The following is a 13,169-nucleotide window of genomic DNA, read 5'->3' on the forward strand; positions in this document are numbered from 1 at the left end:
GTGACCCCGTTCACCGACCCCTCCCGCACCGACGCCGGCACCGACCCGTCCGCCGACGGCCCGGGCGAGAGCCTGCGCCGCACCCTCGGCGTGGGCAGGCGCCGCTTCCTCAGCACCTGCACCGCCGTGGCGGCCGGAGCCGTCGCCGCCCCCGTGTTCGCAGCGTCCCCCGCCCTCGCCCACGGCCGGGGCAGAGACCACGACCACGGGCACGGCCACGACCACGACCACGGCCACGGCCAGATCCTCGTCCCGGCGGACAAGCGCGGCATCATCCTCTACACCGTCCGTGACGCCACCGCCCGCGACCCCCTCGCCTCCGACCTGCCGTCCGGCTTCCGCGAGGTGTTCAAGCAGCTGGCCCGGCACGGCTACCGCCAGGTGGAGTTCGCCGGCTACAACCAGCACGCGAACGCCCCGGGCGGCGCGAGCCTGGAGTCCGTCAAGGGCGCCCGGCTGCTGCGTTGCTGGCTCGACGACTACGGGCTGCGCGCCCAGGGCAACCACGGCTTCATCCCGTCCTCCTGGCCGCTGACGTCGGAGGACAAGGACACCTTCAAGAAGCACCTGGAGATCGCCAACATCCTCGGCATGGACCACATGGGCACCGGCGGCGACCCCACCGGCAGCTCCTACCGCGCCGACTGGGACGTGGCCGCCGACAAGTGGAACGCCCTCGGCGCGATCGCCCACCGCGAGGGCATCAAGCTCTACACCCACAACCACGACGGCGCCTACGGCTTCCTCCTCGACGGCGGACCGCTGGACGACCAGGGCCGGCCGACCCGCAGCTCGGGCATCCGCAAGCTGGAGTACTTCCTCAAGATCACCGATCCGAGGGTCGTCTGGCTGGAAATGGACATCTTCTGGGCGCACGTGGCCCAGTACAAGTTCCACGAGTACACCGCCCACGACGGCTCCACCAGGAAGAACGTCTTCGACCCGGCAGGCCTGGTCGTCCGCCACAACCGTCGCTACCCGCTGTTCCACGCCAAGGACGGCGTCGTCAGCACGACCAACGGCATGGGCTACGACATGGCGCCCTTCGGAACCGGGGTCATCGACTACACGACGTTCTTCTCCCGGGTCGGACAGCGGAACTACCGCAACCCGATGATCGAGGACGACAACTCCCCGAGCGCCACCGACCCCGCGCAGTCGCTACGCGAGGCCAAGATCAGCTACGACAACCTGGCGGCCCTGCGCAAGCGGCGCCACTGACCGGAAGACGGACCGGAACACGGACCGGGCGGCCCTTCCCGCGTGCTGCGGGAGGGGCCGCCCGGTCCGTGCGAGGCAGGCTTCGCCAGGTCATCCCTCACCGAGCGGCTGAGGGTTGGGCGTGATGCGCCTGTCCTTCGAGCGACCCGGCGGACGCAGGAACAGCGCCATGAATCCCGCGAAGATCGAGATGCTGCCCGCCAGAGTGAAGGCGCCGTTGTAGCCCCAGGCACCGACGACCACGGAACCCATGCCCGCGCCCAGACCGGAGACGAGCTTGGAGCTGTAGACCATCCCGTAGTTGGTGGCGTTGTTGTTCTCGCCGAAGTAGTCCGCCGTCAGCGCCGCGAACATCGGGAAGATGGCACCACCGCCGAAACCGGAGACGGCGGAGAAGACCAGGAACAGTGGCAGGTTCTTGATCTCGGCCGACCAGATGATGCCGAACTGGGCGAGACCCAGGATCGCGCACACGTAGAGCAGGCACTGCTTGCGGCCGTAGAGGTCGGAGAGCCAGCCGATGACGCCCCGTCCGGTGCCGTTGACGATCGCCTTCAGCGACATCGCGGCGGCCACGATTCCGGCCGCGAAGCCCGCCTCCTCGCCGATGTCGACCTGGAAGGCGATGCCGAAGATGTTCACGCCGGAGGTGCAGGCGAGACAGAACCACATCAGCGCCACCCGGCCGGTCTTCCAGGCCTCCATCGGGGAGTACTGCTTGACGGCCGGCGGATTCTTCTCCAGCGAACGCCGGGCCCGCGGGTCGGCCGGCGGGTTCAGCGGGTCGACGGCGGCCGGCCACCAGTTCTTCGGCGGGTCCCGGAAGTAGAAACCGGCGATCGCCACCATCGCCGCGAGGAAGACACCCGCGGACACCAGCACCCAGCGGAAGTTGGAGGTGTCCATGTAGCCGTGGAAGATGAACACGAACGGCACCGAACCGTAGGCGAAACCGCCGTTGACGAAGCCGGTCTTGCCGCCCCTGCGCTCCGGGTACCACTTGCCGACCATGTTGACGCAGGTCGCGTACACCATGCCCGCGCCCATGCCGCTGAACACGCCGAAACCGATGAAGGCGAGTGAGACGTGCGGCGCGAACGCCAGCGACAGGTAACCCAGCAGCGTGCCGGCCGAACCCAGCATCATCGCCCAGCGCGCCGGCAGTTTGCCGCTCTCACGCAGCCGTCCCGCCGGGAACGCGACCGCGGCCTGGCAGAACACCCAGGCGGTCATCATCCAGTAGATGCTGCCGCTGGACCAGTGCTGGGCCTCGTGCAGCGTGTCCTCGGCGGAAGCGAACGCGTACTCGGCGGAAGAGATGCCCATCATGCCGACCCAGGGCAGGATCACCATCCACTTGCGTTTGCGCCCCATGATGTCGACGTCGGACTCGCCGACGCGGTAGACGCGTCCGTTCCTGTCGGTCACCTCCCGATAGGCGGCGACCTGTGTGACGTCAGTGGTTGTCATGTTTTTCGCACCCCTAGCGTTCGAAAGATCTGGCCAGCGCCCCCTGTCCATGTCCTTTCGTGCGCGCGCGGGTCCTGGGGCCGGCCGACGCGCACCGTCGGCCGGCCCCGTGCTCCCTCAGCTCATGGACCGCCCCCCAACAACCCCGCGGCCCGGGCCCAGCGGTACTTGGCACCCAGCACGGCCACCGGCTTCTCGGTCGTGTACGGGTACGCCACCACCCCGCGCTCGAAGAGGTACTGGCACGCCTCCTCGACCTCCACGTCGCCCGCGAGAGAGGCCACCACCGGCTTCTCGACGCCGCGCTCACGGAACTCGGCCACCACGCGCGCGGTGAGTTCGGCGAACACCATGGGAGGCGTGACGATGGTGTGCCAGTAGCCGAGGACGAGCGCGTGGATGCGCGGGTCCTCGAGGCCGAGCCGGATCGTCGCCTCGTACGTCGACGGCGGCTCGCCCCCGGTGATGTCCACCGGGTTGCCCGCCGCCCCGAACGGCGGGATGAACGCGCGGAACGCCGTGTCCAGGTCCGGGGGTATCTCCATCAGCGACAGCCCGTTGTCCGTCACCGCGTCGGAGAGCAGCACCCCGCTGCCGCCGGCCCCGGTGATGACGACCACGTTGTCGCCCTTCGGGGCCGGAAGCACGGGCAACGCGCGCGCGTACTCCAGCATGTCGTTCAACCCCGGCGCCCGGATGACGCCGGCCTGCCGCAGGATGTCGTCGTACACGGCGTCGTCCCCGGCGAGGGCCCCGGTGTGCGACCCGGCGGCCTTGGCGCCCGCCGCGGTACGCCCCGCCTTGAGCACCACGACCGGTTTCCTGGGCACGGTGGCCCGCGCGGCCTCCACGAACGCGCGCCCGTCCTTGAGGTCCTCCAGGTGCATCGCGATGCACTCGGTGTGCGGGTCCTCGCCGAACCAGGTCAGCAGGTCGTCCTCGTCCAGGTCCGACTTGTTGCCCAGGCCGACGATCGCCGACACGCCCGTCTTCGTTGTCCGCGCGAAGCCCAGGATGGCCATTCCGATGCCGCCCGACTGCGAGGTCAGCGCGACGCCGCCCTTGACGTCGTACGGCGTGCAGAACGTGGCGCACAGGTCCTGCCACGTCGAGTAGTAGCCGTAGATGTTCGGGCCGAGCAGCCGGACCCCGTACCGTTCGGCGATCGCCACGACCTCGTCCTGGAGCGCGTGCTCACCGGTCTCGGCGAACCCGGAGGGGATCAGTACGGCGTTGGGGATCCTCTTGCGCCCCACCTCCTCCAGAGCCGCCGCCACGAACCTCGCGGGGATCGCGAAGACCGCCACATCCACCTCACCGGGAACGTCGGTGACACTCTTGTACGCCTTGCGGCCCAAGATGTCATCGGCCTTGGGGTTCACCGGATGGATCTCGCCCGCGAAGCCGCCGTCGACGAGGTTGCGCATCACCGAGTTGCCGATCTTGCCGGCCTCGTTGGAGGCGCCGATCACGGCGACCGACGAGGGCTGCATCAGGCGGCGCATCGAGGCGAGGATCTCTTCGCGCGTGTAGCGACGGCGCTCCTTGGGCGTGTCGGTCGCCAGGATCACCCGGATGTCGGCGGCGACCGCGCCCTCGGGCGTGGCGATCACCGGGTTGAGGTCCACCTCGGCGATCTCCGGGAAGTCCGCCACGAGTTCGGAGACCCGGCGGATCTGCTCCGCCACCGCCCACCGGTCCACGCCCGCCTGCCCGCGCACTCCGCGCAGCACCTGGGCCGCCCGGATCGAGTCCAGCATGGACAGCGCCTCGTCGGCGTCCACGGGCGCGAGGCGGAACGTGACGTCCTTGAGGACCTCGACCAGCACCCCGCCGAGCCCGAACGCCACCACCTTCCCGAACGTCGGGTCCGTCACGGCGCCGACGATGACCTCCTGCCCCTTCGGCAGCAGCTCCTGGATCTGCACGCCCTCGATCCGCGCCGTCGCGTCGTACGCGCGCGCGTTGTCGACGATCCGGCAGAACGCGGCCCGTACGTCCGCCGCGCCCTCCACCCCGACGACCACACCGCCGGCGTCGGTCTTGTGGAGGATGTCCGGCGATACGATCTTCATCACGACCGGCCCGCCGAACCGCGCCGCGCACGCCACCGCCTCGTCGACGTCCCGCGCCAGATCCTCGCCCGGTACGGCGATCCCGTAGGCGTCGGCGAGCACCTTGCCCTCGGGGGCGGTCAGCGCGGTGCGCCCCTTCGCCCGTACGGAGTCCAGGAGCCCGCGCACCCGCGCCAGCCGGTCCTCGGCCATCACGTCAGACCACCCCGTTCGACTTGAGCAGCCGCAGTTCCTCGTCGCCGAGACCCAGCTCGCCGACGTAGACCTCTTCGTTGTGCTCGCCCAGCAGCGGCGAACTGGTCACCCGCACGGGGGAGTCCGAGAGCTTGAGCGGACTGCCGACGGTCACGAACTCGCCCCGCTCGGGATGGGGCACGGTGACGACCATCTCGTTGGCGGCCAGCGAGGCGTCCTCGATGATCTCCCTCGTGGACAGGATCGGGCCGCACGGGATGTTGTGGGCGTTGAGCCGCTCCAGCACCTCCCACTTGGGCAGGGTGGACGACCACTCCTCGATCAGCTGGAACATCTTGTTCAGCTTGGGCAGCCGCACCTGCGGCGTGGCCCACTCCGGGTCCTCGGCCAGTTCGGGCCGGCCGATCAGCTCGCTCAGCGGCTGCCAGCCGACCGGCTGGACGATGACGTACACGTAGTCGTTCGGGCCGCCCGGCGCGCACCTGACCGCCCAGCCCGGCTGCCCGCCGCCGGAGGCGTTCCCGGACCTGGGAACCTCGTCGCCGAAGTCGTCGTTGGGATATTCGGCGAGTGGACCATGGCTCAGGCGCTGCTGGTCGCGCAGCTTCACCCGGCAGAGGTTGAGCACCGCGTGCTGCATGGCCACGTTCACCCGCTGACCACGTCCGGTGCGCTCCCGCTGGTACAGGGCGGCGAGGATGCCCGCCACGACGTGGACGCCCGTGCCCGAGTCCCCGATCTGGGCCCCCGTCGCCAGCGGTGGTCCGTCCTCGAAACCGGTGGTGGACATCGATCCGCCCATGGCCTGCGCGACGACCTCGTACGCCTTGAAGGCGGTGTACGGGCCCTCGCCGAACCCCTTGATGGAGGCGTAGACGATCCGTGGATTGATCTCCTTGATGCGGTCCCAGGTGAACCCCATCCGGTCCACCGCGCCCGGTCCGAAGTTCTCGACCATGACGTCCGAGCGCCGGATCAGCTCGGTGAGGATCTCCTTGCCGCGCTCGGTCTTGGTGTTGAGGGTGATGCTGCGCTTGTTGCAGTTGAGCATCGTGAAGTAGAGGGAGTCGACGTCCGGCAGATCGCGCAACTGCTTGCGCGTGATGTCACCGCTCGGCGCCTCCAGCTTCACGACGTCGGCGCCGAGCCAGGCGAGCAGCTGGGTCGCCGAGGGCCCGGACTGCACATGCGTCATGTCCAGGACGCGAATGCCCTCAAGGGCCTTGTCTGTCATGGGCCTTCACCTCACTTGTACATCGTCTGGTTCATGGTTCCGGGGGCGTACGCGTCCGGGTCGACCCAGACGTTGATCAGGGACGGCTTGCCGGACTCGCGGGCCCGGCGCAGTGCGGGGCCGATGTCTGCGGGGTCGCGGACCTCCTCGCCGTGACCGCCCAGCATCCGGGCGAACTCGTCGTAGGGCACGTCGCCGAGGGTGTTGCCGACCCGCTCGCGCTCCTTGCCGTACTTGGCGGCCTGGCCGTAGCGGATCTGGTTCATCGAGGAGTTGTTGCCGACGATGCCGACGAAGGGCAGGTCGTAGCGGACGAGGGTCTCGAAGTCCCAGCCGGTGAGCGAGAAGGCGCCGTCGCCGAAGAGGGCGACGACCTCCTTGTCGGGCCGCGCCTGCTTGGCGGCGAGTACGAAGGGGACACCGACGCCGAGCGTGCCGAGCGGTCCCGGGTCCATCCAGTGGCCCGGTGACTTGGGCTGCACGACCTGCCCGGAGAAGGTGACGATGTCGCCGCCGTCGCCGATGTAGATCGAGTCCTCGGTGAGGAAGTCGTTGATCTCGCCGACCAGCCGGTACGGGTGGATGGGGGAGGCGTCCGACTTGAGCTGCGGCAGGCGCTTGTCCAACGCCGTCTGCTCGGCCGCCCGCAGCTCGTCCAGCCACTCCTTGCGCTTCGACGCACCGCCGTTGACCCGGCCGGACGCCGCCTCGGTCACCGACTTCAGCACGAGCCCCGCGTCGCCGACGATCCCGAGGTCGATGTCGCGGTTCTTGCCCACGGTGCGGTAGTCGAGGTCGATCTGGACGACGGTGGCGTCCGGGGAGAGCCGTTTGCCGTAGCCCATGCGGAAGTCGAAGGGCGTGCCGACGATGACGACGACGTCGGCATTGGAGAAGGCGTACCGGCGGGAGAGCTGGAAGTGGTGCGGGTCCCCGGGCGGCAGGGTGCCGCGGCCGGCACCGTTCATGTACGCCGGGACGTTGAGCGTGCGGACCAACTCGACGGCCGCCTCGGTCGCACGGGTCGTCCACACCTGGCTGCCGAGCAGGATGGCCGGCTTCTCGGCGTGCACCAGCAGGTCGGCGAGCTTCTCGACGGCCTCCGGGTCGCCGGCCGATCGGGTCGAGGCGCGATACGCCCCGGCCTTCGGCACCCGCGCCTTCTCCACCGCCACCTTGGCGTCCAGGACGTCGCGCGGAATCTCCAGGAAGGAGGGCCCCGGCGCGCCGTGGTAGCACTCGCGGAACGCCATCGACACCATGTCGGCGGCCCGTGCCGTGTCCGGCACGGTCGCCGCGAACTTGGTGATCGGCGTCATCATGTCGACGTGCGGCAGGTCCTGGAGGGACCCCATCTTGTGCTGGGTGTGGGCGCCCTGACCGCCGATCAGCAGCATGGGCGACTCGGCGCGGAAGGCGTTGGCGACACCGGTGACGGCGTCGGTGGTGCCCGGCCCCGCGGTGACCACCGCGCAGCCGGGCCTGCCGGTGATACGGGCGTAGCCGTCGGCCGCGTGCGCGGCGACCTGCTCGTGGCGCACGTCGACGACCTCGATGCCCTCGTCGACGCAACCGTCGTAGATGTCGATGATGTGGCCGCCGCACAGTGTGTAGATGCGGTCGACCCCCTCGGCCTTGAGTGCCTTGGCGACGAGGTGACCGCCGGAGATGACGTCCTGGGTGTCGTCGGGCATGGCGAAGTCCTGTCCCTTCACGAGGGGTTGGGGCGCTGGCGCGGTACATTGCATACAGTCGACGAATACTGTATGAAGCTTGTTATCCCGCATCCGGTGGGTGGTGTCCAGGGGGCGTGCGGCACTTTCAGTCAGGAGCCGGAATGGACCTGTACGAACACCAGGCAAGGGAACTCTTCAAGGAACACGGCATCGTGGTGCCCAGGGCCGAGGTCACCGACTCGCCCGAACGGGCCCGCGAGATCGCCCGCGCACTCGGTGGGCGCGCCGTCGTCAAAGCGCAGGTGAAGACCGGTGGACGCGGCAAGGCGGGCGGGGTACGGCTCGCCGCCGACCCGGCCGAGGCCGAGGACGCGGCACGGCACATCCTCGGCATGGACATCAAGGGCCACCCGGTCGGCACGGTCATGCTCGCCGAACCCTGCGACATCGAGCGGGAGTTCTATGTCTCCTACGTCCTCGACCGCGCGGCCGGCCGCTTCCTCGCGATCGCCTCCGCGGAAGGGGGCATGGAGATCGAGGAGGTCGCCGCCCGGCGGCCCGAGGCCGTGGCACGCATCCCCGTCGACCCCGCCGTGGGCGTGCACACGGCCACCGCGGTACGCATCGCCGACGCCGCGGGCCTGCCCCCGCAGACCGTCGACACGCTGGTGCGGCTGTGGAAGGTACTGGTCCGTGAGGACGCCCTCCTGGTCGAGGTCAACCCGCTGGTCAGGACCGCTGACGGCAGGATCGTGGCCCTCGACGGCAAGGTCACCCTCGACGACAACGCCCGCTTCCGCCAGTCCCGTTGGGGCGACGAGCGGTCGACATCGGCCGACCCGCTGGAGGCTCGGGCCGCCGCCAAGGGACTCAACTACGTCAAGCTCGACGGCGAGGTCGGCGTCATCGGCAACGGCGCCGGACTGGTCATGTCGACCCTCGACGTGGTCGCCGGCTGCGGAGCCAGGCCCGCCAACTTCCTCGACATCGGCGGCGGCGCCTCGGCCCGGGTCATGGCCGACGGACTCTCGGTCATCCTCTCCGACCCGGCCGTGAAATCCGTCCTCGTCAACGTCTTCGGCGGCATCACCGCCTGCGACGCGGTCGCCGACGGCATCGTCCGCGCCCTGGACGAGGTCAGGTTGACCAAGCCGCTCGTCGTGCGCCTCGACGGCAACAACGCCGCCCGGGGAAGGGCGTTGCTCGACGCACGCGCGCATCCGCTGGTCGAACAGGCCACCACCATGGACGGCGCCGCCCGCCGTGCCGCCCGACTCGCCACCGCGGCGTCCACCGCCGCATAAGGAGACAGGGAGACAGGACGACATGGCGATATTCTTCACCAAGGAGAGCAAGGTCCTCGTCCAGGGCATGACCGGCGCCGAGGGCATGAAGCACACCCGCCGGATGCTGGCCGCCGGCACCGACGTGGTCGGCGGCGTCAACCCGCGCAAGGCGGGCCGCACCGTGGACTTCGACGACCGTGCGGTCCCGGTCTTCGGGTCGGTCCGCGAGGGCGTGGAGCGCACCGGCGCCGACGTCAGCGTCGTCTTCGTGCCGCCCGCCTTCGCCAAGGCCGCGGTCGTGGAGGCCGCCGACGCCGGCATCGGCCTGGCCGTCGTCATCACCGAGGGCATCCCCGTCCACGACTCGGTCGCCTTCACCGCGTACGCCGGGAAGAAGGGCACCCGGATCATCGGGCCCAACTGCCCCGGTCTGATCACCCCCGGCCAGTCCAACGCGGGCATCATCCCGCCCGACATCACCAAGCCCGGCCGGATCGGCCTCGTGTCCAAGTCGGGCACCCTCACCTACCAACTCATGTACGAACTGCGCGACATCGGCTTCTCCACCTGCGTGGGCATCGGCGGCGACCCCGTCGTCGGCACCAGTCACATCGACTGCCTCGCCGCCTTCGAGAACGATCCCGACACCGAACTGATCGTCCTCATCGGCGAGATCGGCGGCGACGCGGAGGAACGCGCGGCGGCGTACGTCCGCGAGCACGTCACCAAGCCCGTCGTCGGCTACATCGCCGGCTTCACCGCGCCCGAGGGCCGCACCATGGGCCACGCGGGCGCCATCGTGTCCGGCTCCGCCGGCACGGCGCGCGCGAAGAAGGAGGCGCTGGAGGCGGCCGGCGTACGGGTCGGCAGCACGCCGACCGAGACGGCACGGCACGTGCACGCCGTACTCGAGGGCGCGGCGGCACGCGACGGAGCCCGCGCATGACGGCCGGCGCCGAGGACACCGCGACCCTCACCCTCAAGTCCGGCACGACCTGGGCGGACGCCTGGCAGCGCTGTCTCGCCGTCGCCCCGGAGGCGTTCCGCGGCGACCGCGTCCTGAACCTCTGGAACGCGGGCTGGCGCGCGGACGGCCGCGTCCTGCCGGCCACCAGCCCGGTCGACGGCGCGCCGATCACCGGCCCGCCCCGGCTCGACGCCGCGACCGCACACCACGCCGTACGCGCCTCGCTCGACCAGCACCGGGCCTGGCGCCACGTCCCCCTGCCCGAACGCCGCGCCCGCGTCGCCGCCACCCTCGACGCCCTCGCCCAGCACCGCGAACTGCTCGCGCTGCTGCTCGTCTGGGAGATCGGCAAACCCTGGCGGCTCGCGCAGGCCGACGTCGACCGGGCCGTCGACGGCGTGCGCTGGTACGTCGACGGCATCGACGACATGCTCGACGGGCGAGCCCCGCTGGACGGACCGGTGTCCAACATCGCGAGCTGGAACTACCCGATGAGCGTGCTCGTTCACGCATTGCTGGTACAGGCACTGGCGGGCGACGCGGTCATCGCCAAGACCCCGACCGACGGCGGCGTCGCCTGTCTGACCCTGGCCTGCGCGCTCGCCGCCCGCGAGGGACTTCCCGTCACCCTCGTCAGCGGCAGCGGAGGCGAGCTGTCCCAGGCGCTGGTGCGGGCGCCCGAGATCGGCTGCGTCTCCTTCGTCGGCGGCCGGGACACGGGCGCCGCCGTCGCCACCGCCGTCACCGACCTCGGCAAACGGCACATCCTCGAACAGGAAGGACTCAACACCTGGGGCATCTGGAACTTCACGGACTGGGACGCGCTCACGAGGGTGGTCCCGAGGCTCTTCGACTACGGCAAGCAGCGCTGCACCGCCTACCCGCGCTTCGTCGTCCAGCGACAGCTGTTCGACGCGTTCCTCGCGGCGTACCTCCCGGCGGTCCGCACGCTGCGCGTCGGCCACCCGCTCGCCGTCGAGGCACCGGACGACCCCTTCCCGGCGCTCGACTTCGGGCCGGTGATCAACGCGGCCAAGGCCAAGGAGCTCCGGGACCAGGTCGCCGAGGCCGTCGACCGGGGCGCCGTGCCTCTGCACCGCGGCAGTACGGCCGACGCCCGGTTCCTGCCCGGCCAGGACACCTCGGCCTACGTCCAGCCGGTCACCCTCCTGAACCCGCCCCGCTCCTCGCCGCTGCACCACGCGGAACCGTTCGGCCCGGTCGACACCATCGTCCTGGTCGACACCGAGGCGGAGCTGCTCGCCGCGATGAACGCCTCCAACGGCGCGCTGGTGGCCACGCTGTCCACGGACGAGCCGGCGACGTACGACAGGCTGGCGCCGCAGATCCGCGCGTTCAAGGTGGGCCACGGCATACCCCGTTCCCGCGGTGACCGCGACGAGCTGTTCGGCGGGCACGGCGCGTCCTGGCGCGGGGCCTTCGTGGGCGGTGAGCTGCTGGTGCGCGCCGTCACACGCGGTCCGGCCGGGGAGCGGCTGCCCGGGAACTTCCCGGACCACCACCTCATGCCGTAACGGCGTGGGTCGGGACCCCCACGGCGTGACCCGGGATCCCGACGGCGTGGCCCCGGGACCCCCACGGGGTGACCCGCGTCAGCCGATGCCCTGCCGGTCGGGCAGCAGGGCGAAGGCCCGGTCCGCCGGGGTCGGCGCGGTCCGCTCGACGGCCTGCCGCAGCAGCTCGCGGTGGCGCAGCAGCGGTGCGCGCCGCTCCGGCGGCACGAGCAGCAGCAGGTCGTCGAACCCGGCCAGCAGACGCCGCGTGACCTGCGGCGCCCCGGCCGCGCAGGCACGGACCTCGGCGAAGCCCAGGTCCACCAACTCCGTCCAGCCGGGCACGGGCTGCACCAGCCGGACCGCCCCGCGCCGGTCCCGGTGCACCGCCGTGTCCAACGGCCGCCGGGACAGGGCGGCCAGGATCTGCACGACCCGGTCAAGAGCCTGAACGGCGGTCGTCGGATCGTTGATCGCCCCGGACATGGCGCGCAGCCCGATGTCGGACAACTGGCGCAGCCCGAACGCCAGGTCCTGGTGGAAGGTGCGCTCCACCCCCACGGACAGGGCGTACCGCAGCGCCCGGCGCGGCGGGGCCGCCCCACCGTGCACCGCCAGGACGGGGGTGCCCGGCACCAGGAAGTCGCCGATACGGGGGACCAGTCGCAGCACCACCCCGTGCCCCCGTGCCACCCGCACCAACCGCGCGATGTGCACGTCCCGCAGCACACCGGCGTGCCCGTCGTGGGCGACCCACGCCGTCACCGGCCCGAGGCCGGGCCTCTCGCCCCCGTCCACCGGCACGGGCATCAGCGCCGCCACCCGGAAGGTTTCGGCGGCGATGCGGGCGATCACGTGGCTGATCCGCATCAGCCGCAGCGTCGCGTTCACGTACATCACGAAGAGCAGCAGGCTCAGCGCGACCATCACGAGCGTGAGCACCGACTGCACCAGGGGGACGGACGTGGCGGCGCGGGGATCGGGGTTGCTGTCGTAGCTGGTCAGGACGAGCAGCGTCAGGACGAAGGTGGCGAGGAAGACCGCGAAGGTCGCCTTGGTGATCCGGCTGCGGACGAAGAGCCGCACCACCCGCGGGGTGAACTGGCCACTCGCCATCTGCACGGCCACCAGCGAGATGCTGAACACCACACCGATGAAGGTCATCATCGCCGAGCCGACCGCGGACACCACCGTCTTCGCGTCGTCCGCGAACCGCAGCAGTTCGGCGAGCGTGTCGTAGTCGCCGTCGTCCTGCAACGAGCGGACGAGGGCGGCATCCAGCTCCTGGGCCACCAGCCACACCACGAAGACGCCCACCATCGCCGCCGTGGGCGCGAACCAGAACGTGTCCCGCAGATGCTCCCTGAGCGGCGACAACGCCCGCGGCCTGCGGCGCGGAAGCGGGCTCTGGGTAACCATCCAGTCACTCATGGTCCGACCCTAGGCGCCCCGGAGCCGCCGGTCCCGGACCGCCGCTCAGGGGGAGAGCGGGGGAAGGAAACGCAGGTGAAAGGCACTGCGAAAGCTTGGT

The 13,169-nt window shown here is 70.7% G+C and carries 9 protein-coding genes; 4 read left to right on the plus strand and 5 right to left on the minus strand.

The window, feature by feature from the left end; all coding sequences use genetic code 11:
- Positions 1 to 1,221, plus strand: a complete 1,221-nt coding sequence (locus tag ACGH7X_RS32460) for a sugar phosphate isomerase/epimerase family protein (RefSeq protein ID WP_399891989.1) — start codon at positions 1 to 3, stop codon at positions 1,219 to 1,221.
- Between the two features lie 90 nt (positions 1,222 to 1,311).
- Here the strand turns inward: ACGH7X_RS32460 and ACGH7X_RS32465 are convergent, their stop codons facing one another.
- The 4 genes from ACGH7X_RS32465 to ACGH7X_RS32480 all read right to left on the minus strand — a co-directional run bounded on the left by ACGH7X_RS32465 (position 1,312) and on the right by ACGH7X_RS32480 (position 7,889).
- Positions 1,312 to 2,691, minus strand: coding sequence for an OFA family MFS transporter (locus ACGH7X_RS32465; protein WP_399891992.1), 1,380 nt, complete (start codon positions 2,689 to 2,691; stop codon positions 1,312 to 1,314).
- 122 nt (positions 2,692 to 2,813) lie between these two features.
- Positions 2,814 to 4,958, minus strand: a complete 2,145-nt coding sequence (locus ACGH7X_RS32470) for an acetate--CoA ligase family protein (RefSeq protein ID WP_399891994.1) — start codon at positions 4,956 to 4,958, stop codon at positions 2,814 to 2,816.
- Positions 4,959 to 4,962: 4 nt separating this feature from the next.
- Complete coding sequence (frc, locus tag ACGH7X_RS32475) at positions 4,963 to 6,195, minus strand: formyl-CoA transferase (protein ID WP_399891997.1); 1,233 nt, start codon at positions 6,193 to 6,195, stop codon at positions 4,963 to 4,965.
- An 11-nt stretch (positions 6,196 to 6,206) separates the two neighbouring features.
- Positions 6,207 to 7,889, minus strand: a complete 1,683-nt coding sequence (locus tag ACGH7X_RS32480) for a thiamine pyrophosphate-binding protein (protein ID WP_399892000.1) — start codon at positions 7,887 to 7,889, stop codon at positions 6,207 to 6,209.
- 143 nt (positions 7,890 to 8,032) lie between these two features.
- Here ACGH7X_RS32480 and sucC point away from each other — a divergent pair, with 143 nt between their 5' ends.
- From sucC to ACGH7X_RS32495, 3 genes are read left to right on the plus strand one after another with little or no spacing between them, the layout of a single operon-like run.
- Positions 8,033 to 9,175 (plus strand): ADP-forming succinate--CoA ligase subunit beta, encoded by a 1,143-nt coding sequence (gene sucC / locus ACGH7X_RS32485; RefSeq protein WP_399892003.1) that lies wholly within the window; start codon positions 8,033 to 8,035, stop codon positions 9,173 to 9,175.
- Between the two features lie 22 nt (positions 9,176 to 9,197).
- Positions 9,198 to 10,103: a succinate--CoA ligase subunit alpha gene (sucD, locus tag ACGH7X_RS32490; RefSeq protein ID WP_399892006.1), complete on the plus strand. Its 906-nt coding sequence runs from the start codon at positions 9,198 to 9,200 to the stop codon at positions 10,101 to 10,103.
- Positions 10,100 to 11,659, plus strand: coding sequence for an aldehyde dehydrogenase family protein (locus tag ACGH7X_RS32495; RefSeq protein ID WP_399892009.1), 1,560 nt, complete (start codon positions 10,100 to 10,102; stop codon positions 11,657 to 11,659). The genes sucD and ACGH7X_RS32495 overlap by 4 nt, the downstream gene beginning before the upstream one ends.
- A 78-nt stretch (positions 11,660 to 11,737) precedes the next feature.
- Here the strand turns inward: ACGH7X_RS32495 and ACGH7X_RS32500 are convergent, their stop codons facing one another.
- On the minus strand, positions 11,738 to 13,069 hold the full coding sequence (locus ACGH7X_RS32500) for a DUF2254 domain-containing protein (protein ID WP_399892012.1): 1,332 nt from the start codon (positions 13,067 to 13,069) through the stop codon (positions 11,738 to 11,740).
- Positions 13,070 to 13,169: the final 100 nt, after the last annotated feature.

Source organism: Streptomyces sp. BBFR51 (assembly GCF_044591655.1).
In the GTDB taxonomy this organism is placed as follows: Bacteria; Actinomycetota; Actinomycetes; order Streptomycetales; family Streptomycetaceae; genus Streptomyces.